This is a genomic window from Chitinophaga rhizophila, assembly GCF_019492185.1.
Taxonomy (GTDB): domain Bacteria; phylum Bacteroidota; class Bacteroidia; order Chitinophagales; family Chitinophagaceae; genus Chitinophaga; species Chitinophaga rhizophila.
The window spans coordinates 385,134-409,387 of sequence record NZ_JAICCF010000004.1 but is presented as its reverse complement, the minus strand read 5'-3'; the positions used below and the strand labels follow the sequence as shown (position 1 = coordinate 409,387).

Here is a 24,254-nt window from a genome sequence, read left to right as displayed (position 1 = left end):
CGTCATTTGACACCAAACGATAAAATACCTATGAATGATCCGGGAAACCCTGGCAATGTATCCCGTTCATATACTACTTCACCAATTATTTTCAGATGAAATTATTTCTACGTAAATGCTTGGGCTGCATTCTATTGTGTTGCTTTTTCAGTATTAATTTATGGGCGCAGACAGGACCTGCCGGTATCAATACCGGAACAGTGTTGTGGCTGGATGCCGGTGATGTACTGAATGGAGGCACAGCACCCGCTTACGGTACTACGCTTACAACCTGGTATGATAAATCAGGTAGTGGTCGTAATGCGGTCAGCTCAGGCGCTAACCCCGTAATTTTCAATAGTGGCGGTGCAAATGATCGTCCTGTTGTACGCTTTAACCGTACATCTGCTTCCGCAGGTTCGGGCATGACAGTCAATGGCCTGGATATCCGGGCAGGGACCAATGCAGATGTGACTATATTCGCTGTATACCGTCCTGGTACAAATGATGGTAACACACAGGCAGTATGGGGAAATGATAATGGCGGCTCTCAGCAGCGTTACTTCAATAGCAAAGCGGCTACCGGTACAACCGATGCCAGTCTGAACACCGGCGGAACAGCAGTCGTCATACCTGGCGGCGCTAAAGCAGGAGAAACAAGGTTGGTAACCGCGATGTATAGCAGCGGCGCAAATAATGGATCTGCAGTTTACCTGAACGGTAAGCTGATAAGTGCATTTACGGACCAGACCTCTAACACCGGAGGTCAGACTAATTTCAGGATAGGCCTAGATGGTGATAACAATTATTTCAATGGCGATATCAGTGAACTGATTGTTTATAATAGAACGTTAACAGCCTGTGAGGTTGAAACGATCAACATATATCTCGCAAACAAGTATGCTACGGATTTTACCGACATGTCATCTAACTACACGCTCGGTATTCCTTTTAATAATGACATTAATGGTGTAGGTATCCGTACTTCTGCCTGTTCAGGTACTTACAATATGAGTGCTTCGTTCAGCGGAATATTGTCTGTAACCAATCCTTCGCAGACAAACAATAATGTAGTACTAAGCTTTGCCAATGACCGTGCAGGATACGGTCAATCTTCCCAGACACCGTCGTCTCATATTTCGAGATTGCAGCAGGTATGGAGAGCTGACCTGAATGGTAATATTGGTACAGTCGATATATGTTTTGAATTAACGGGCCTGGGGATTGACGTATCAAACTCCGGTAACTTTGCCTTACTGATAGACAAAGACGGAGATTTCAGTAATGCTACTGTGATCAGTACCGGGGTAACTATTATGGTGAACCGGGTTTGTATCTCTGGCGTGAATCTGACGAAAGGAGACTATTTCACACTTGCAACCAGAGCGGCAACAAGTGTAGCGTCAGAGATTACCTCCGCTAATAAAGGCATTGCACAAAAGTCACTATTCACAACTGCCAGTATTATAGATGATCAGATATTGGTGAAGGGAGCTAGTAACGTGAAAGATGGCCGTGTGTATATTGATACTGGCTTCGTTGTGGGAGATGTGATTACCTGGGGTACACTGCCAACGGGTGTAACCGGCAATTATAATGCGACTACAGGTGTGGCAGTATTTACTGGTACCGCCCCGGCAACAGCCTGGCAGAACTTTTATCGTACGCTTCGTTTTAGTACCAGCAGTGGTAACACTGGCAACAGAACCATCCGTTTTGTATTAGGTAACGTAGTAAGTTATACAGTGGGCACCAAACCACATTATTACGAGTACATTACCACTCCAATGAGCTGGACCGCAGCAAAAGCAGCGGCGGAAGCAAGAACGTTATATGGATTGCAGGGATACCTGGCAACCATCACAGCACAGATTGAAAATGACTTTATTACGTCAAAATTATCCAGCGATGGATGGGTGGGTGGTACATGTAACTACCAGGTGGTGAATGATGCAGTAGGCAGCAGGGTATTTAATAATCAGAATAGTGCTTATGGCGCATACTACTGGGTAACTGGTCCGGAAAAAGGTACGCCGATCTCCACGGGATTGAATAATCCTGTGCCTGTAAATGGCGCTTACACTAAGTGGAATACCGGCGAACCTAATAACTATCAGGGTACAAACGAATTGTATATGCAGTTGTACTCTACCAACCAGGGTAGATGGAATGACCTTCCTAACACCTCCAACCTGGGTTATGTGGTAGAATATGGTGGATATGCTTCTGATCCTGTGCTGAATATCGACTACAGCAGGGTCATAATGAATGCCCCTCCGGCTCCGGTTATTGTGTCTATTACGGATGATACCGGGTTAAGTGCTTCAGATAATATTACAAATGATCCCACCTTACGACTGAACGGTACAGGTCAGGCTTCTGCGATAATACGCTTATTCAGAGCTGATATTGGGGCAATAGCTGGTACGGCGACAGTCAATGCGGCTGGTAACTGGTCATTTGATTATACAGGAACTTCACTGGCGGATGGAACATATTCCTTCACTGCCACTGCGACTACCGGAAGTAATACCAGTGCTGCCAGTCCTGCATTTACTGTCACAATAGACCTGATAGCACCAGCTAAGCCAGGCAGACCAGCACTGGCATCAGGTAGTGGAAATGCGACCAATGATGTCACACCAGATTTGACAGGTTCAGCGGAACCAGGTTCTTTTGTGCGCATATACGATGGAGCCACTCAGATCGGGACAGCTACAACAAATGCTGCCGGGGTCTGGACATTGACAGCGCCCACCATGAGTGCTACACTCCATAATATAACAGTAACAGCCACTGATGTTGCTGGCAATACAAGCGTAAGCAGCGATCCCTTTCCTTTAACAATAGACGTAACTGCTCCGGCGAGACCACCGGCTCCAACGCTGGTAGGGGGCGTGGGTAACGTAACTAATGACAATACACCTACTATCCGGGGAACCGCGGAGGCAAATAGTACCGTGACTGTATATAATGGTAACACTATTGCCGGAACTACGAGTGCAGATGCGTCAGGTAACTACACGTTCACTTTCCCTACACTGGCAGACGCGCCATATACAGTTAGTGTGACAGCAACAGATGCCGCGGGTAATACCAGTGCGCGTAGTCCGGTACTGAATTTTACTGTCGATACGCAACCTCCGACAGTACCAACGCTTAACGGCACAGCAATACTGACAGGTGACAATACGCCTACCATTACAGGTGCTACTGATCCTAACACAAGCGTAACCATTTTCAGAGATGGCATAGCTGTGGGTACAGTTACCTCTAATGGAAGCGGCAATTTCACATATACTTTTAGTCCGGCATTGCCAGATGCAACGTATGTGATCACAGCTACAGCAACTGATGCCGTGGGTAATGAGAGTGTGCCAAGCGCTCCACTGTCGCTGACGATAGATGCAACAGCGCCGGCAGCTCCGGTTATCACCACGGACAGACTGGTAACAAATAATAATACGCCGACCATAACCGGGACAGCAGAAGCGAATAGTACTGTAACCATATACAGTGGAACAATAGTTGCAGGTACATTGACTGCCACCAGTAGCGGTACCTTCAGTTACACCTTTACTACCCTGGCTGACGGTGTATATGCAGTATCTGCGACAGCCACGGATGCTGCTGGGAATGTGAGTCCGCGTAGTAACGTGCTGAATATCACTGTTGATACACAGACGCCACCAGCGCCAATAGTTGTATCCCGTACTACGCCGGCGAACGACAATACGCCGACGGTGATTGGAACAGCGGAAGCAAACAGCACAGTGACACTCTATGCAGATGGAGTGGCAGCAGGTACTACTACCGCAAATGCTTCCGGTGCATATACATTTACTTTCCCTGCATCCCTGGCGGATGGTATCAGAAGCATTACTGCCAGAGCGACGGATGCAGCAAATAATACCGGTCCGCTAAGTGCACGACTGAATATTTTGATTGATACAGAGGCTCCGGCAGCACCAACGCTGTTGACAGCTAAGAATCCAACAAACGATAATACACCTACAGTGAGTGGTACAGCAGAAGCGAATAGTACGGTGAACATTATTGTAGATGGCGTAACTGTGGGTACAGCGGCGGCGGATGGCAGTGGTAACTATACGTATACGCTACCTACAGCTTTGGCAGACGGTAATTATACTATTCGGGCGACGGCTACAGACGCCGCAGGTAATACTGGTCCGTCCAGTGCAACATTGAATCTGTTAGTTGATACACAAGCTCCGGCGGCTCCGATTCTGACTACAGCTAAGAACCCGACAAACGATAATACGCCTACAGTGAGTGGTACAGCGGAAGCGAATAGTACGGTGACTATTATTGTAGATGGTTCTGCAGTAGGTACAGCGCCAGCAGATGCAAGCGGTAATTATACATTTACCATGCCTACGGCATTGTCTGACGGGACACATGCTATTACAGCTACTGCAACAGATGCTGCTGGTAATACCAGTACGCCAAGTACTACTTTAAATCTGGTGATTGATACGCAGGTGCCTACAGCACCAACTATCACTACGACGAACAATCCTACGAATGATAATACGCCTACTGTGACTGGTACTGCAGAAGCAAATAGCACGGTAACTATTATTGTAGATGGCTCAGCTATAGGTACAGCACCAGCCAATGCAAGCGGTAATTATACATTTACTATGCCTACGGCATTGTCAGACGGTATACATGCAATTACCGCTACTGCTACGGATGCTGCTGGTAATACCAGTGCGCCAAGTACTACTTTGAATCTGGTGGTTGATACGCAGGTGCCTACAGTACCAACTATCACCACGGTGAAGAATCCTACGAATGATAATACGCCTACTGTGACTGGTACAGCAGAAGCTAACAGCACGGTGACTATTATTGTAGATGGTTCTGCAGTAGGTACAGTTACAGCCAATGCAAGCGGTACTTATACATTTAACATGCCTACAGCATTGTCAGACGGTACACATGCAATCACAGCCACCGCTACGGATGCTGCTGGTAATACCAGTGCGCCAAGTACTACGTTAAATCTGGTGATTGATACGCAGGTGCCTACAGTACCAACTATCACCACTGCGAAGAATCCTACGAATGATAATACGCCTACCGTAACTGGTACAGCGGAAGCGAATAGTACGGTGACTATTATTGTGGATGGTTCTGCAGTAGGTACAGTTACAGCCAATGCAAGCGGTAATTATACATTTACCATGCCTACAGCATTGTCAGACGGTACACACGCTATCACAGCCACCGCAACAGATGCTGCTGGTAATACCAGTGCGCCAAGTACTACTTTGAATCTGGTGATTGATACGCAGGTGCCTACAGTACCAACTATCACCACGGCGAAGAATCCTACGAATGATAATACGCCTACTGTGACTGGCACAGCGGAAGCGAATAGCACACTGACTATTATTGTGGATGGTTCAGCGGTAGGTACAGCTACTGCCAATGCAAGCGGTAATTATACATTTACCATGCCTACAGCATTGTCAGACGGTACACATGCTGTTACTGCTACAGCAACAGATGCTGCTGGTAACACCAGTGCGCCAAGTACTACGCTGAATCTGGTGGTTGATACGCAGGTGCCGTTAGCGCCAACATTAACAACAGCGAAAAATCCTACGAACGATAATACACCTACAGTAACTGGTACAGCGGAAGCGAATAGTACTGTGATTATTATAGTGGATGGCTCAGCTGTAGGTACAGCACCAGCAGATGCGAGCGGCAATTATACATTTACCATGCCTGTAGCGTTGTCAGACGGTACACATGCTGTTACTGCTACAGCAACAGATGCTGCTGGTAATACTAGTGCACCAAGTACTACGCTGAATCTGGTAGTTGATACGCAGGTGCCTACAGTACCGACTATCAATACGGCGAAAAATCCTACGAACGATAATACACCTACAGTAACTGGTACAGCGGAAGCGAATAGTACGGTGACTATTATTGTGGATGGTTCATCGGTAGGTACAGCACCAGCGGATGCAAGCGGTAATTATACATTTACCATGCCTACGGCATTGTCTGACGGGACACATGCTATTACAGCTACTGCAACAGATGCTGCTGGTAATACCAGTACGCCAAGTACTACTTTAAATCTGGTGATTGATACGCAGGTGCCTACAGTACCAACTATCACTACAGCGAAGAATCCTACGAATGATAATACACCTACAGTAACAGGTACAGCGGAAGCGAATAGCACGGTGACTATTATTGTAGATGGTTCAGCGGTGGGTACAGCACCAGCCAATGCAAGTGGTAATTATACATTTACCATGCCTACAGCATTGTCTGACGGGACACATGCTATCACAGCTACTGCAACAGATGCTGCTGGTAATACCAGTGCGCCAAGTACTACGTTAAATCTGGTGATTGATACGCAGGTGCCTACAGTACCAACTATCACTACGGCGAAAAATCCTACGAACGATAATACACCTACAGTAACTGGTACAGCGGAAGCGAATAGCACGGTGACTATTATTGTGGATGGTTCTGCAGTAGGTACAGTTACAGCCAATGCAAGCGGTACTTATACATTTACCATGCCTACAGCATTGTCAGACGGTATACATGCTATTACCGCTACTGCTACGGATGCTGCTGGTAATACCAGTGCGCCAAGTACTACGCTGAATCTGGTGGTTGATACGCAGGTGCCTACAGTACCAACTATCACCACGGCGAAGAATCCTACGAATGATAATACGCCTATAGTGAGTGGTACAGCGGAAGCGAATAGCACGGTGACTATTATAGTCGGTGGTTCGTCAGTAGGTACCGCACCAGCGGATGCAAGTGGTAATTATACATTTACCATGCCTACAGCATTGTCAGACGGGACACACGCTATCACAGCCACCGCAACAGATGCTGCTGGTAATACCAGTGCGCCAAGTACTACTTTGAATCTGGTGGTTGATACGCAGGTGCCGTTAGCGCCAACATTAACAACATCGAAGAATCCTACGAATGATAATACACCTACCGTAACAGGTACAGCGGAAGCGAATAGCACGGTGACTATTATTGTAGATGGTTCAGCAGTAGGTACAGTTACAGCCAATGCAAGCGGTAATTATACATTTACCATGCCTACAGCATTGTCAGACGGTACACATGCTATCACAGCCACCGCTACGGATGCTGCCGGTAATACCAGTGCGCCAAGTACTACTTTGAATCTGGTGATTGATACGCAGGTACCTACAGTACCGACGATCACCACGGTGAAGAATCCAACGAATGACAATACACCTACCGTAACTGGTACAGCGGAAGCGAATAGCACCGTGAATATTATAGTGAGAGGTTTAGCGGTAGGCACTGCTGCTGCAGATGCAAGTGGTAATTATACATTTACCATGCCTACAGCATTGTCAGACGGTACACATGCTATCACAGCCACTGCTACGGATGCTGCCGGTAATACCAGTGCGCCAAGTACTACTTTGAATCTGGTGATTGATACGCAGGTACCTACAATACCAACCATCACTACGGCGAAGAATCCTACGAACGATAATGCGCCTACCGTAACTGGTACAGCGGAAGAGAATAGCACGGTGACTATTATTGTAGATGGTTCAGCGGTAGGTACCGCACCAGCGGATGCAAGCGGTAATTATACATTTACCATGCCTACAGCATTGTCAGACGGTACACATGCTATCACAGCCACCGCTACGGATGCTGCCGGTAATACCAGTGCGCCAAGTACTACTTTGAATCTGGTGATTGATACGCAGGTACCTACAATACCAACCATCACTACGGCGAAGAATCCTACGAACGATAATACGCCTACAGTGAGTGGTACAGCAGAAACGAATAGCACAGTGACTATTATTGTGGATGGTTCTGCAGTAGGTACAGTTACAGCCAATGCAAGCGGTAATTATACATTTACCATGCCTGCAGCATTGTCAGATGGTACACACGCTATCACAGCCACCGCTACGGATGCTGCCGGTAATACCAGTGCGCCAAGTACTACTTTGAATCTGGTGATTGATACGCAGGTGCCTACAGTACCAACTATCACTACGGCGAAGAATCCTACGAATGACAATACGCCTACAGTGAGTGGTACAGCGGAAGCGAATAGCACAGTGACTATTATTGTGGATGGTTCAGCAGTAGGTACAGCTACAGCCAATGCAAGCGGTACTTATACATTTGCCATGCCTACAGCATTGTCAGACGGTACACATGCTGTTACTGCTACTGCAACAGATGCTGCTGGTAATACCAGTGCGCCAAGTACTACGTTAAATCTGGTGATTGATACGGATGCTCCGTTAGCACCAACATTAACAACAGCGAAGAATCCTACGAATGATAATACGCCTACAGTAACAGGTACAGCGGAAGCGAATAGCACGGTGACTATTATAGTGGGAGGTACACCTATAGGAAAAATTACCGCGGATGCCAATGGCAATTATAGTTATACGTTTAATCTTGCACTGACGGACGGCCCTCATACGGTAACAGCTACTGCTACTGATGCCAGTGGTAATACCAGTCCGGCCAGCACACCGTTGAACATCACAATAGATACGCAGGCACCTGTGGCTCCGACCGTGACTACAGCGAAGAATCCAACAAATGATCATACGCCTGTTATCACCGGTAAGGCAGAACCTAATAGTACTGTCACCATCTATAACGGCGATTCACCAGTGGGTACAGCGCCTGTTAATGCCAGTGGGGACTATACATATACATTCAGCCCTTCTCTTCCTGATGGGACGCACAATGTTACTGCTACTGCTACAGACGCTGCTGGTAATACAAGTGTCAAGAGTAATGTGTTACCGATCACAGTCATCACAAATGCTCCGGCAACACCGCCAGCGCCTGTACTTGCTGATGGTAGACCTGGTGGACTGATTAATGATCCGACACCATCTATTAAAGGTATCGCAGAGGCAAACAGCAAAGTGACCATCTACCTGAATGGAAATAGCATAGGCACAACGACTGCAGGTGCTACCGGTAATTATACTTATACATTTAATCCGGCATTACCTGACGCTGATTATGCTATAACGGTTACAGCTACAGACATTGCAGGTAACATCAGTGCACAGAGTCCGGCATTAAACATTACCATTGATGCAAGTGCACCGGCTACACCCGCTGCGCCGGAGCTGGTCGGTAGCCAGAATGGTCTTACCAATGATGCAACTCCTTCTATTACAGGAAAAGCGGAACCTAATAGTACCGTAACCATATATGTAGATGGAAAAGCTGTTGGTAATGTTAAAGCAGATAGTAAGGGTGAGTATACTTACACGTTCACACCAGCATTGGCAGATGGAAAACACAATATCACCGTAACGGCTACGGATGCTGCGGGAAACACCAGTGGAATAAGCCCTGCATTAGTAATTGTTATCGATACACAGGCACCACAGCCTCCGACGCTCACTACTGGCAAGCAACCGACTAATAACACTACGCCGGCCTTGACGGGTAAGGCAGAACCTAATAGTACTGTAACTATCTATGTGGATGGAAAAGTTGCCGGTACCGTAACAGCAGACGGCAATGGTGATTATAGTTATACAATCACTCCTGCACTTGCAGATGGTGAATATAATGTTACGGCTACGTCCACGGATGCTGCCGGTAATACCAGCAGACCGTCAACGACACTGAATATTATTGTTGATACGAAAGCACCGGATGCGCCAACTATAGAACTGGTTACTCCAGCCTACAAGGGTGTTATTAATACTACTAAGCCGATTGTCGCTGGAGTAGCCGAACCAAATAGTACTGTCGCTATCTATGCTGATGGTAAATTTATGGGTACTGTTGTGGCAGCTGCTGACGGAAAATATACTTACACTTTTACCAGCCCGGGATTGTCCCAGGGTAGCCACCAGGTAAGTGCTACGGCTAGTGATGCAGCTGGCAATATAAGTTTGCCAGGTACGCCATTGATATTTGCAGTTGATGTCATTGCTCCGGAAGTACCAGCGCCGCCAATCCTGCCGGGTATTAATATTCCCGGATTGGTAAATACTGCCGAACCGACTATTACTGGTCATGGCGAGCCAGGTACTATGATTATCATTTATACTGACGGTAAAGCCATAGGATCTGCGAATGTGAGAGGCAACGGAGAGTGGTCTTATACATACACCCCTCCGTTGACGGAAGGAGATCATTACATTACCGTAACTGCCTCAGATGTGCAGAATAATGAAAGTGGGCACAGTGCGCAGGTAGTTATGACTGTGGATCTCACCAGACCAGAAGTGTCCCTTTTCACTTTGAGCGCTGAACCACTTTCTGGCCCGGTGACCTTTATGTTCACCTTTACGGAAGACATAATCGGGTTTGAGTCAGAGGATATCAATATCGTAGGAGGTAAAGTCACACAGTTCAAACAGTTGTCGCCAAGCTCTTACGCCGTAGTAATTGCACCTGATATAGAAGGCATTCTGCAGGTAAACCTCCCTGCAGATCATGTAACTGACCTTGCAGGCAACGGTAACCGTGTTTCCAGTTCACTGGCAATGCGCGTGAAGTTCGGGTCCAACATAGACATGGTATTCCCGCTGCCAGCTACAGATATCGTAAATGTACGCTTTGGAGGTGTGGATGACGGAAATGTCAATGTGACGTTGACAAGTATGGTCGGCCAGGTGGTATTGCAACAGACCGGCGTTGTAAAGAATAATCTGATGACTATCAGCACTCAAAGAGTACCATCCGGTACCTACGTTCTGCAAGTTAGGTTAAGAGATAAGGTTCTGAATACCACAATTGTAATAGCAAGATAAACACCAATAGCCCCGGTCGATGAGACCGGGGCTATACAAAAAGAATGAGATGATACGTTTCTGTTTCCGATCTGCGACACTGGCTTTATTATTGGCTGCCGGTCTTCCAATACTGGTATGTGCGCAGGATAAGACGCTGAATGTAGCTACATCGGCAGCACCGTTCCTAAGAGTGTCGCCAGATGCCCGTGCCGGTGGAATGGGAGAGATGGGCTTAGCTACGCAGGCAGACGCCAATTCACCATTTTACAACCTATCTAAAGTAGCCTTTGCAGAAGCTCCGGCGGGTTTGGCAGTATCGTATGTGCCTTGGTTAAGGGAAATCAGTAACAAGATCTACCTTGCTACTGTCAGCGGATACCAGCAGCTGGACGACAATCAGGCTATAGGTGGTGCATTGCGCTATTTCAACCTGGGTAATATCCAGTTTGCAGATGCTTATGGCAATCGCCTTGGTAGTTCCAGTCCGCGGGAACTTTCCCTGGAGGGCGGCTATACGCGTAAGCTAGGCGAGCATTTTAGTCTCGGACTGACTGCCCGTTACATTTATTCTAAACTCGCTTCTGGTAATGCTAACAATTCAGGCGTTAACTATAAAGCTGGTAATGCCTTTGGCGTAGATATTTCGATGACATATAACAAAGTGGACGAATACGGCAAAGGGCTGACTGCCGGAGCTGCGATCACAAATCTGGGCTCCCGCGTAAATTATAGTAACAACAGTGCGGCCAAAGAATATCTACCTTCCAACCTTGGAGCGGGCGTCGCCTACAGACTTCCTATGGAAGAAGGGCATCATTTTACATTTGGCATGGAGTTGAATAAGCAGCTTACTCCAGTAGTACCGGGTGATTCTCTGGGCCTTGCATCCTACTACGACTATAGCGTTGTTAAAAGCTGGTTCAAATCATTCAGCAGCGCCAATGGTGGATTTAAGTCCTTCCAGGTGTCACTCGGAGGTGAATATAGCTTTGAAGACCGCTTTTTCGTGAGAGCTGGTTACTTCTGGGAAGACAAATCCCATGGAGACCGCAAGTACATCACTACAGGCCTGGGCTATAAATATGGCATGGCCATGATCAACATTGCCTATATTGTACCATCCGGCAATGGCTTCAATCGTAGTCCGTTGTCTAATACCCTACGGTTTGGCGCGACAATTGACCTGCCCTGGGAATAACTTTGACTATCTATCCTATATATACCTATACCTATCAGGAGGTCCGCCGCCCGGCGGGCCTTTTTGTTTACGGATGAAATACAGGTTGATTGTTTAGCCGTCCAGTTGAAACCGGGAATAGCTGATATACTCCCGATTTTTTTGTATTTTCATTTCCGTACCATGCCACGTTAAATATAAACAACATGAGCTCAAGGAGAATTTTTATGCAGCAGGCTGGCTTATTAGCAGCCGGATTAATGGTCAATCCAACAGGTATTTTCAGCAGAAGCCGGGAAAATACAGTGAACAAAATCGGAATACAGTTGTACACCCTAAGGGATCAACTGGCAAAAGATGTGAAAGGCACTATCCGTAAAGTTGCGGAGATAGGTTATAACCATGTAGAAACCTTCTACGGTTACAAGGAGCGTGGTCAGAAAGACCAGTTCTGGGGGCTCGATCCTAAAGGACTAAAAGCATTGCTCAAAGAATACCGTCTGGCAACCCACAGCGGACACTATCAGCTCAATGACTTCCTGACGCGAGGTAACGGGAATGATGAAGCCCTGAAGGTGCAGCTGGAGATTGCTCATGAGCTGGGCCAACAATATCTGATAGTTCCTATACCGCCATTGCAGCTGTGGGATAAACTGGCTACTGATGACTATAAGTTCATCGCAGATCAATTGAACAAAGCAGGAGAGGAGGCGCGGAAACTAGGCATGCGGGTAGGTTATCATAATCATTTCTGGGAATTTAAGCAACAGCCGGACGTAAATACTACCGGATATGAAATCATGCTTAAGGGTACAGATCCTTCATTGGTGACATTTGAGTTGGACCTTTTCTGGGCAATTAAATCAGGTATTGACCCGGTAGCATTGTTTAAGCAACACCCGGGACGCTTTTCTATGTGGCATGTAAAAGATATTGACAAAGGCACCCAGGAAAAGATCGTTGGTGGTGATAATGACAAAAAAACGTCTATGGAAATACTACCTAAGGTGAAATTTGCGGAAGTCGGTACTGGTGCTGTTAACTTCAAGGAACTTTTTGCTAACGCCAGCGTTGCTGGTCTTAAGTATGCCTTTGTTGAACAGGACCAGATCTCCATTGATCCATTTGAAAGTATTAAAACGAGCTACGGTTACGTAAAAAGTAACTTACTCAGGAAATAACAAGAAGTCAACCCTGTCATAAGAGCAAATACCTGAACAAATATCTTCCATTGTTCTTATGCTGGCATAAGGTAATACCTGTTTCTGACAGATGTGAAATAACAACGAGGGGTCTGTAAATATTGACATCCCCTCGTTGTTGTTTTTTACGTGCTGGTTAAATGAAGGTCTAGTCGTTAATATGACGTTGCATCTGATGAAATAGGCTTCACTAACAAATCCACTAATAGTACCATATTTCTTCCTTCAGGACTGTAGTGTTACTTAATTTATACGTATTTTCCGAAGTGCGTAATTCCCGCAAACCCTTACCCAATAAACGTTTTCCGCCTTTTATTTTCCACAGGTTGCCATTTACACGCTAATTCTAACCAGATAGTAAATGGCGTTTTTCTTAGCCTGCTGAATGTTTTTACTTTGCCTCCATAAATATTTAACCCCAAAAATTGAACATTGTATGAGATTTATCTTATCTGCTGCCGCTGTACTTTTATGTATGCAGTCATTCGCGCAGGACCCTCAACAAGAAGAGAAGGAAGTTCCTGAATTACTATATAGGAGCATTCAAAAGCCCGTTATGTCTATCGAGCGCGGGCCGGATGGAGACGAGATCAGTAATAAACCAGCCACGGGCCGTCTTAGAACAATCGCTCCTTCCAGGAAATTCATAGCACCTAAACAGGTCATCTTTACTGAAACTGATGCGCCAGGTCTTACCAAGTTCCGTAGTGGCAGCTGTGCACCTCCTGTGGTTGAGGATGGTCTGGATCCTGTTTATAGTAGTGTCAAAGCACACATGCCATTATACTTTCCCTACAAAAGCGGCAGTGTTGCTTTATGGCAAGGCTTTTATTACAGCTGGGATGATGATAATAACGGAGCAAAAGACCCCCATAGGGCAATTGACTACGGTAAATCATCGGTAGCGGCTAATGAAGACCCTACTTTTGGCATTTACGCTATTGCAGCAGGCAAAGTCATAGATGTATATTGGTCTAATAGCGGTGGAAACATCATCGTTATTGAGCATACAGCGCCTGATGGATTCAAATATCGCAGCCGTTATTTGCATCTTCGTAACGGTTATGATAATGACCGTGGATTAGCGAAGAACTCACCTTCTGACAAATACAAAGCCTTTGCTACAAATGGTACCACCAGTAAGTTATGCTGGGGAACAAATAGCCAGACTATTAAAGTAAAGAAGAATGACTTTGTGCAGGCTGGTCAGTTTCTGGCATACGCAGGTAATACTGGTTCCGGTGGCATCAGTGTGATTCTCAAAGATGATGGTACCATGAAGAATCCTGATACGCGCTCTTTCAACGTACATCTGCATTTTGAAGTAAGCGTACAGGATACCCGGCCGGGATATGCCGGTAAGTGGATAAATGTAGATCCCTATGGTACATACAACCACAATGGCGTAAGCTGTTATGATCTTGGTGCGGCTACTCCATATGCCCGACTGTTTGCGCCTTTTTATCCAAGTTTTCATAATGTGCCACTTGATATTGTAACTAAGTACTGGTCATATTATACCGGAATGGGCATGGCACTCCAGACAGTTAGTGTTGACCGCAAAGGCAGCGATCTATATGCTGCCGGTTCTTTCCAGTGGGGCCTGTCAGGTGAGTGGTATACTCATTTTTATATGGCCGGTGCTACTTACCAGAACTACTTCAACACTTACAATGCCAAGGGTATGCGTCCACGCCAGATCTCTGTTACCAAAGATGGCAGCGGCAATCCACGTTTCTCGGTTATATGGGAGAAAAACCCTGTTGGACAATCCGCTTATTCTATTCACAATGCGGACGATGCAACCTTTGATAATGCCTGGAAGACGTATGTAACGTCTAAGAAGTGGCATGTACAAGAGCATGTTGACTATACAGTGAATGGAAAAAGGATGCATGCTGCTGTATTCGTCAACAAGCCAAACGATAATGGTTTCTACCTTTATTATGGCATGAACGCTGCTGATTTCAATAATAAATTCAATGAGCTTTATCCTAATTGGGAACTAAGAAGTATCTGTGTAAATGGCAACAAGGTGGGTGGTGTATGGCGTCCTAAGAAGAGCAATTATGCGGCCTATTATGGTTTGACATCTACAGACTACCAATCAAGATTTGATCAGTTCTCGGCTCAGGGCCTACGCTTGTTAAAAGTGCAGAACTACGATGACAATGAACGTTTTAGTGCAGTATGGGGTAAATAGGCAAGACCCTGTTACAGACGTTCGGTATATGACAACGTAATGTTTATTAAGAGAAGCGTCCATAGATGACGGACGCTTCTCTGCTAACACCCACACAAATCATCATGCCGGTTACACCTTACCCCGACCCCTCGATAGACCTCTACCTGGCTGTTTACTTCTCACAGTCAACGGATCAGTGCTTTTATCAATTAGTACTTCCAGTGCATAAAAGCGACTTTCCATTTGAATGTCTAAAGCGATCTGTTTCTGTTCAATGTCAATCAGCCTGGATTCGATACCGTTAACCTTATTCCCTATACCAATCAGTTTCGCTTCCATAGTTGTCATTCTTTCATCCATTGTTTTAAAGCCATTGCTTACCATCGTCTCAAATCCGGAAATCCGGGAAATCAATAAGTCTAAGTTTTCGTTGAACATATCAGCCATTAAAATACATTTTCAATTATTACCACACATGCGAGTCGCTTGACACCTTTATCCTCAGCAAACATTTTTGAACCACCCGCAATGAACCATTGCTTAGCCAGCTAAGTATATAACCTGTGTACTAAAACGGGCGTAACAGGCTTATACATTATCATCTTTGCCGCGCACATCACTTACCTAGGCCGCGATGTTTCCTGTTACTGTTCCGGGAGCATCAGTCGGAGATGCCTCTTTCTCCTGCGCATTATTGGTATCATTTTCTCTCAATGCAGCAAGTTGCTTTTGCAATTCTAGCACGTCATTTCTCCAGACAATTACTTTTGCATAAATGTGGTCAAATTTGCTGTTAGTATGCCGAAGCTGCCTTTTCAACTTATGGGCTTTGATCATGGTTCCGGCTAATCCCGACTGAGTAAGTGTCAGCTCCTTTCTGACATCTTCCATAGCACTTTCCAGCCTGGAAATACGGGATTCATGGACAATAATCTCCTCAGACAATTTTTTAAAGCCGAGCAACAGGCTACTTATTGTTACATCTATCTCCTCAAATTTACTGATTAGGAGTGCTGTCAGGTTTTTTTGGAATTTACGCCCTTTCATAACTGTTTTTTAGTATTGTAATTTTCGATTGAACTAATACGCCAATAAATCGTCTGGTTGAATTGAAAGTCAGTGAAATGGACATAGTTATCTCATTCCCGTGTTCAATCCAAACGGAATTATGTACAATTGAGTTGTTTATATGAATGTAGCTGCGAGCAGTGTTTTGCAGCTATCTATTAATGGGTAGGAGTACAAACATGTGTAGTGCAGGACATGGTTGGTTTCATTGTCCCTTTTGCCATTAGTGCTTATCCGCAGTCAGGCATTCTTTAATAGTGCCGGAAAGAAATCTGAACAGTCGTTCTCTGGCATTTTTAATCTTTAACCTTTTCATACATGTCTTTTATAGATGGCTGGTAGAAATTCTTGAAATGATCAATATTTGTATTGAAAGAATATCTCTGTTTACCATTTAAATAAACAGAGATATTCCTGAAATTGATCCGTTTAACGTATACGATCTGCGCTTTGACTTTCTCAAAAAGCGAGTGCCTGCATATCTCTAAATGTCAATCTAGCAAGCTTTTTTGTGTTACGATGAGGCAAATTTATCAAACAGTTTTTTCTTTTGTATCATTCATTTTGTTCATTCGGATGTTTAATAAGACGCCTCCAGCCAGAAGTAACAGCATCAAAATGTAGCTGGACATCGATAACGTAATACCAGCATAGTAAGCCTTCGGTTCAAACCTGAACAAAATAGTATGCGTGCCCGCTGGTACCATCATCCCACGTAAAACATAATTCACCCTGCAATAAGGCATTTCCTTCCCATCAATATATGCCTTCCACCCCTGTCTATAATACACTTCTGAGAATACCGCAAACTGATCCGTCCCTGAATTAGAAATATAACTGATCTCATTCAGATTATTTGCTGCCAGACTAATCTTGCCTGTACTGTCATACATTGTCATACTCTTTACAATCTCCCTGTAACGCTCATCAATGACCACAGAATCCCTCGTGTTCATATGATCCAGCATGGCCATCTCCTCATCCGCATTCTTGACCCATACTATATGCTTTACAAACCACGCATTACCCAATGCTTCAGGATTCCGCTGTGCTACTGGTTGTCCATCTGCTCCAGGCACAATTACATATTTTGTATTAAGCATATTGAGCACCTGAAGGTTGTTTCTGCTGATTTGCCTTTCAATAAGATCAGCATATAGTTGCAGCTTTGCCGCATGATAGCCACCCACACTCTTATGAAAATAGGAGGTCATCGCATCATCAAAAGGTTTTGCTGTCAGATTAAACACCCTGTAATGCGGGTCCCTATCCTGTAAAATCTGCTGGTCGGCCGCCGACGCCTGAAATGGTCTGCTATAATTGGCTTCGTCCATAAAGCTGTCACTATTAAGATAGCGCGTATCGACCTGCAGCAGATCTATTACAGCCAACACCGTCACTCCAGCCAGCATCCAGGTCCTGTTAATCCTGCCCTTGTAGAACAGCCATAATATCAGTAAAACCAGTCCGGTAAAAAACAATGCCCTATATGCATCACTATGATACAGCTCTTCTCGATCTGCATATAAGGCGCTCATCAATTCTCCCACCAGTTGTGTATTTCCCTGGAGCATCCTTGTCAATTCAGATTGAAACAAATCATCGCCACCGGGACGTTGCGGGTCATGCGTGGCATTGGTATAGTTAGCACTAAAAGACGCTGCATAGATAATCAGCAGCAAACCGGTAATAGCAATACCTGTCCATTGGAGCTTTTTCTTTATTTCTTCTTTAGATAACTTGCCACTCACTAGTTCCTGCAAGGCTAGTACCGCCAGTAATGCAAAGGAGAATTGTGGAATAATAAGCGCCTGTGACGGGGCACGAAACTTATTGTATAAGGGGAAATAGTCAAACATGAAGTAATTAAATGCTGCAAAGTTGCTGCCCCATGCCAGTACAATACCCAGTACGCTAATGGCCAGTAACCACCATTTATGCCAGGATCGTATAATAAATAATCCCAATAGTGCCAGTATGCAAACGACGATACCCAGATACACGGGACCGGAAGTGCCGAGTTCTGACTGATTTCCCCAATACAGATTCCAACGTTGGATCAGCTGTTCTGCCTGATTTTCTGGAACCCCCATTGCTGAAAGCTTTTTGTAAGTTTCAGAGTTTTTCGTTAACGACCCCGAAGAACTCCCGCCATAGATATCAGGTACTAATAAGGTGAATGTCTCAAATTTGCCATAACTCCAACGGAAAGCATAATTCCTTTCCAGTCCGCCCTGTGGTTTATCTTGGGCTGCTCCTGGTAACGGCGTCAGTTCTGATGCACCGCCGCGGGTACTCTCTTTGGAGTATTCATACGTTGTCCAAAGACTGACTGCATTTGACCCTACGCCAAGCGCTATTGCAAATAAGACAAGTAAGCCGCTGATAATCAGGTGTCTGAACAGCCTTTCTCTTATACAATATATCGCATATGCGATCCCGACAACACCAAGTATCAGAAAGAAGTAGTAGGTCATCTGCAGGTGGTTGGCTGCGATCAGGTAAGTCAGTGCCATCGCCATTATACCTGTACCCAGCACATAACGCTGACGGATAATGAGTATCAGACCTGCAATTACTGCCGGCATATACGCCAAAGCTAGCATCTTGGTCTCATGACCGGTCACAATAATAATCGGGCTGTAGCTGGCATAAGTATATGCAACTGCTCCCAGAAAACCAATCCAGGGATTAGCTCCCAGCGTCACACATAGCAGGTAAAAACAAATCGCTGATAAAAACAGCACATTTACCGGCTTAGGTAATCCAAGTGTAAGTACGGCCGGAATATAGTTGGCAAACTTATAAGGAGTTTCCATCGCAATCTGGTAAGTTGGCATCCCTCCAAACATGCTGGTCGTCCACAGGGGGGTAATACCATGCGCCTGTTTATAGTCCATGGCTTCTTTTGCCATACCCTGCCATTGTACATTGTCGCTTTGGCTGAGTATCTTTCCATTCATGGCCGGACGGCAATACAATATCGACAATAGCAGCAATGCCAGTATCGCTGCGAAGTGAGGAAGTACAGACTTGAGTTTGTTGATCATTTAATAGTATTGTGGTTAGTATACTAGTGAGAATTTCCGGGAATAAAAAAGGAGCACTAAACTATTATAGTGCTCCCGGTTATGTAAGAGATGATATTATTTATCATCATCCTTGTCTTTATCTTTATCGAAGTTACAGATATGCACCTTTGCAATCCGGTGTTGATCCATTTTGATCACTTCCAGTTTAAGATTACGCCAGTTGGTGCTTTCTCCTGCTTCCGGTATTTTACCCATTCTATCGAGAATAAATCCTCCCAAAGTAACGAAATTGGTGTTTACCTTCTGCGGATCTGCATCAATTCCCATCATCTCCAGAAATTCAACAAACGGTAACTGACCGTCTACCAAGATACTGCCATCTTCATTGCGGATGACCTCATACTCAAATTCATTTGTCTCAGAGATATTACCTACCAGGGCGTCTACAATGTCATTAATGGTTACCAGGCCTTTGATTGACCCAAACTCATCCACTACCATCGCTTGGTAGATGCGTTCACGCTTGAACAGCTCCAGTAGTTGATATGTACGGTTATGCACGGTCACCACCAGTAATTTACGGCTGATTCCCTCCAGGTTGTTGATAGCACCATTGAAGTTGTCGCTCAGCAGATCTTTAGAATATACGAAACCAGTGGTATGGTCCAGATCGCCTTTACCAATAGGGTATACGGTATGTTTCTGATGGAGGATCTTTGCTTTATTAACTTCAGGTTCGTCATCCACGTCGAGCCATACTATTTCATTACGAGGGGTCATCAATGCAGATACATGGCGATCTCCCAGGTTAAATACGTTCTGTATAAGCGCCTTTTCTGTTTCTTCAATAACGCCACCCTGATGGCTCTCTGCAATGATCACACGCAGTTCTTCTTCTGTATGAATATCTTCATGCTCATGTACAGGACGAATACCGACCATCCGGAGGATGACGTTGGCAAAGCCATTCAGTATCCAGATGAAAGGACGGAACACTACATAAAATAACTTGAGGGGCAGTGCTACAGTAAAGGTGGTAGGAACCGGCTTGCGGATAGCCAGTGACTTTGGAGCCAGCTCACCAAACACAATATGCAGAATGGTAATACCCAGGAAGGCTATCGGAATAGCAATCTTATGGGCAACGTCTTCGGCCAGATTGAAATTCAGCGAATGAAAGACGTTTAGAATAAATGTGGTCATTACCTTCTCACCAACCCAACCCAAACCCAGGGAGGCAAGTGTAATACCAAGCTGTGTGGCCGCAAGATAGCCGTCGAGGTTGTTGACTATGCTCTTGGCCACTTGTGAGACCGCCTTACTCCGGCCTGTGTTCACTTCAATCTGCGAGGCACGGACTTTAACAATCGCAAACTCTGCTGCCACAAAAAATCCGTTCAGCAGCACCAGAAAGATGGTGAAAAATATGTCTAACGTCATGTATGATGTGTCTTATTTTAAACTAAAGTATCTTAAGATAGTACTAATTTTTCTTGTCAGGCCTATGTTGTTCTCCCCAATCAGAAATACATTGCAACATTGGCTTCATAGATTGCCCGTCATTCGTCAGTTCATACTCCACCCGCGGAGGTACTTCCGCATACACTTTCCTTTTAATCAGTCCGTCTTTTTCCAGTTCTCTCAGCTGTAATACCAGTATACGCTCTGATACTTCAGGAATATTCTTCTTTAACTCACTATACCGCAATTTGCCATCCAGCAGCGCCCAAAGGATACTGGGTTTCCACCTGCCACCTATCAGATCAAGCGTATACGCCATACCGCAATTTACGTGTATCTTATTCCTGTTCAAGGTATTAGTTGAGCTTTCCTTTCTCATTACTTACATTTTTGTCAGTACTTAATAATCTTGTCAGTACCTGTAAAATTACAGATACGGCGTTACTTTTACAAACAATTAAGAAAAATACTTATTATGAAACATCTTGAAAACAAGGTCGCACTCGTTACAGGTGGTAGCCGTGGTATGGGCGCTGCTATCGTAAAACGCCTGGCTGCTGCTGGTGCTGATGTCGCATTTACTTATGTTAGTTCTGCTGCCCGTGCACAGGAACTAGCAGCTGCCGTAGCTACAAACACGGGGCAAAAGGTCATTGCTATCGCTGCTGATAGCGCATCCCACCTTGCTGTAGCGCAGGCTGTTGAAGATACCGTTGCCCGCCTGGGTGGTATCGATATTCTGGTCAATAATGCGGGTATCTACGGTGAGCCGCCAGTTGGCGAGCAGTCGGCCGATGACTATGACCGTGTAATGGACATTAACGTGAAGGCTGTGTATATAGCCGCGATTACTGCTGCCAGGTACATGAAAACAGGGTCCCGCATTATCAGTATTGGTAGCAATATGGCTGATCATGTAGCTGGTCAGGGCGCAATTCTGTATAGTATGAGTAAGTCTTCTCTGATCGGTATGACCAAGGGGATGGCAAGGGATCTGGGACCCAGAGATATCACAGTAAATCTGATACAACCTGGTCCTGTCGATACAGACATGAATCCTGCGGATGGTCCCTATGCACAGGCGCAGTTAGCCAGACTTGCCCTGTCTCATTACGGTAGTACAGATGATATTGCCAGCCTCGTAAATTTTCTTGCAGGCAAGGAAAGCCGTTTTATAACGGGAGCCGCAATAACAATTGATGGTGGATCAAATGCTTAATGTGATCCAACGCTGACAATTAACAATTGAACACCTCACCGTTTTATCTAAAACGAGACGTAGAAACTCCTTCTTTCAGCTGCATAGCGGACATTTCACTGTTCAGTTGTCAATTTTTGATGTTCTTATATTAAATCAGTACGATCAACAGCAGGGTAACCAAAGCTGGTAATGCCTGCACGAAAAAAATCTTTCTGCCAGCGGTCAACCCTCCATAAATGCCGGCTACCGCCACACATCCCAGGAAGAATGTTGCCACATGCAAAGACCAGCTTCCATCTGCTATAAATAATGACCATATCAGCCCTGCTGCCAGGAACCCGTTATATAATCCCTGGTTACCTGCCAGTGTTTTGGTGGGCTCAAACAGATGGGCAGGAAGGTTCCTGAATACTTTCGGAGCTCTCGTTGTCCAGGCAAACATTTCGAGCCATAAGATATATAGATGCTCAAATGCAATGATACCAATGAGAATTTTAACTAAGAGCAACATAATAAATAGTAATTTTGGATAGGTTTTAGATGGACTAAGATATATAATTCCACGTGCATGCTGGCCAATGTTAGAAAAAGTATCTACACGATACTGCTTTGCTGTTACTGTACGTTGGGGCTGATTGCGCAAAACCTGGTGCCAAACGCTTCCTTCGAAGATGTAAATATCTGTACGGAATATATTGCTCCGTGTGCCCCTTCTGCCTGGCTATCCGTAGCACCGGAGATAGCAAGGATGAAATACCTATGTAATGGTGCAGCACTACAGGGACAGCATTTTGTTAACCTCTTACAGGAAGGCACGGATAATCCTGATATGCGGGTATACATACAGACCCGGCTGCTTTGTCCGCTGGAAAAAGGTCGCCGCTACAAGATCCGGATCTACATGAACACCAACAACTATCCGCTCAGAGCCGGCATCCGCTTTGACACGGCTTTTGTATTTACGGATAATGCTACCTGCCTCACCGCTCCGGCCACGCTTGAACTAAGTGAAAATGACGTTCAGAAGAAACTTTTTCGCCTCAATCATCCCTGGTATATGCTGGAAAAGACATTTGTTGCCAATTCCGCCTCCTCGCATATGCTGATCGGAAATTTCCGCCCTCCACAGCGCAAGGAAGGGAGTGGTGGTAACTATAACAACGCTCAGCTGCTTATCGATAGTATCAGTGTAACTGCCGACGATGGTCCTGTTGCCTGCACAGGCGCTGACAGTACTATCGCTCTTTTATACACAGAACACCACCGGCATAGTATTCCTGAAAAGCTACTCGCTGCCGGCAATGTAATACATAGGCTGGATGGCTCGTCAGGTTGTGATACAATTATTCTCAGAGATGATCTGTTTACTGCAGATAAAAGCAGCTTGAACGCCCGTTATAAAAAACAGATAGACGATGCGCTGAACCGCTATAAAGGCAACCGTAGTCGAATCGTACTGATAGGGTATGCCTGGCAGGCCGCATCACCTGAATATAACCGTATTGTTTCTGCGGATAAGGCAAAAGCTGTAGCCAACTACCTGGTATATAATGAAGGCTTCAGCTTTGACGATTTTGATGTACTGGGTGCTGGCAGAACCCATCCCCGGTATGACACTTCCGGTAGTGCAGCAGGCGAGAACAACCGGGTCGAAATGATTATTTGCCGGCCGGCAATCGCCAAGGATACCCTTAAACCCCGCCCTGTTATATCGCAACCAGATACGCTTGTAATACCGGATATTCTCTTTAAATTCAATAGCAGTGAATTGAACAGGGCCCTCTTCAGCTCCCTGGACAGTCTCATGCAGAAAATCCCAAGGAACGGCAATATACAGCTGCAGGTAAACGGACATACGGACAATGCTGGTACCACTGCCTACAATAATACGCTCTCTATAAAAAGAGCCAATGCAGTAGCCGATTATATGCAGGAACATGGACTGGGAAATGATATCAGGCTCATTACTGGTGCCGGTGAAAGTCAGCCCGTAGCCGATAACCGATCCGCAGAAGGCAGGCGGCGTAACCGTAGAGTGGAAATCATTATCTTTTATAGCCCGGATTAATGTTTACCCTCGGATTAGAATTATTTTGATATGTGAAGGCCTTGCAAAAGAATGATTGTTTTGCTATTTT

At 45.4% G+C, this 24,254-nt stretch carries 12 protein-coding genes; 6 read left to right on the top strand and 6 right to left on the bottom strand.

What is annotated here, in order from left to right:
* Positions 1 to 95: 95 nt before the first annotated feature.
* From K1Y79_RS21680 to K1Y79_RS21665, 4 genes are all read left to right on the top strand, one after another.
* A complete protein-coding gene (locus K1Y79_RS21680) occupies positions 96 to 10,808 on the top strand; it encodes an Ig-like domain-containing protein (protein WP_220252290.1) in 10,713 nt (3,570 codons plus the stop codon).
* Between the two features lie 49 nt (positions 10,809 to 10,857).
* Positions 10,858 to 11,988, top strand: coding sequence for a type IX secretion system outer membrane channel protein PorV (gene porV / locus K1Y79_RS21675; protein WP_220252289.1), 1,131 nt, complete (start codon positions 10,858 to 10,860; stop codon positions 11,986 to 11,988).
* Between the two features lie 185 nt (positions 11,989 to 12,173).
* Positions 12,174 to 13,148: a sugar phosphate isomerase/epimerase family protein gene (locus K1Y79_RS21670; RefSeq protein WP_220252288.1), complete on the top strand. Its 975-nt coding sequence runs from the start codon at positions 12,174 to 12,176 to the stop codon at positions 13,146 to 13,148.
* Positions 13,149 to 13,605: 457 nt separating this feature from the next.
* The gene (locus tag K1Y79_RS21665; protein WP_220252287.1) at positions 13,606 to 15,372 is read left to right on the top strand and encodes a hypothetical protein; all 1,767 of its coding nucleotides are present in this window, start codon (positions 13,606 to 13,608) and stop codon (positions 15,370 to 15,372) included.
* Between the two features lie 111 nt (positions 15,373 to 15,483).
* Here K1Y79_RS21665 and K1Y79_RS21660 read toward each other — a convergent pair whose 3' ends face one another.
* From K1Y79_RS21660 to K1Y79_RS21640, 5 genes are all read right to left on the bottom strand, one after another.
* Positions 15,484 to 15,792, bottom strand: a complete 309-nt coding sequence (locus tag K1Y79_RS21660; protein WP_220252286.1) for a hypothetical protein — start codon at positions 15,790 to 15,792, stop codon at positions 15,484 to 15,486.
* A 186-nt stretch (positions 15,793 to 15,978) separates the two neighbouring features.
* A complete protein-coding gene (locus K1Y79_RS21655; RefSeq protein WP_220252285.1) occupies positions 15,979 to 16,401 on the bottom strand; it encodes a hypothetical protein in 423 nt (140 codons plus the stop codon).
* A gap of 554 nt (positions 16,402 to 16,955) precedes the next feature.
* Positions 16,956 to 19,472, bottom strand: a complete 2,517-nt coding sequence (locus K1Y79_RS21650; RefSeq protein ID WP_220252284.1) for a YfhO family protein — start codon at positions 19,470 to 19,472, stop codon at positions 16,956 to 16,958.
* A gap of 96 nt (positions 19,473 to 19,568) precedes the next feature.
* Positions 19,569 to 20,894, bottom strand: coding sequence for a hemolysin family protein (locus K1Y79_RS21645; protein WP_220252283.1), 1,326 nt, complete (start codon positions 20,892 to 20,894; stop codon positions 19,569 to 19,571).
* Positions 20,895 to 20,937: 43 nt separating this feature from the next.
* Positions 20,938 to 21,294 carry a winged helix-turn-helix transcriptional regulator gene (locus K1Y79_RS21640; protein ID WP_317197498.1) on the bottom strand — a complete coding sequence of 119 codons (357 nt, stop codon included), beginning with the start codon at positions 21,292 to 21,294 and terminating at the stop codon, positions 20,938 to 20,940.
* 96 nt (positions 21,295 to 21,390) lie between these two features.
* On the opposite strand from K1Y79_RS21640, the gene K1Y79_RS21635 reads away from it, so the two are divergent.
* The gene (locus K1Y79_RS21635; protein ID WP_220252282.1) at positions 21,391 to 22,134 is read left to right on the top strand and encodes an SDR family NAD(P)-dependent oxidoreductase; all 744 of its coding nucleotides are present in this window, start codon (positions 21,391 to 21,393) and stop codon (positions 22,132 to 22,134) included.
* Between the two features lie 130 nt (positions 22,135 to 22,264).
* Here the strand turns inward: K1Y79_RS21635 and K1Y79_RS21630 are convergent, their stop codons facing one another.
* Complete coding sequence (locus K1Y79_RS21630; RefSeq protein ID WP_220252281.1) at positions 22,265 to 22,627, bottom strand: DUF1304 domain-containing protein; 363 nt, start codon at positions 22,625 to 22,627, stop codon at positions 22,265 to 22,267.
* A gap of 57 nt (positions 22,628 to 22,684) precedes the next feature.
* On the opposite strand from K1Y79_RS21630, the gene K1Y79_RS21625 reads away from it, so the two are divergent.
* A complete protein-coding gene (locus tag K1Y79_RS21625) occupies positions 22,685 to 24,184 on the top strand; it encodes an OmpA family protein (protein ID WP_220252280.1) in 1,500 nt (499 codons plus the stop codon).
* Positions 24,185 to 24,254: the final 70 nt, after the last annotated feature.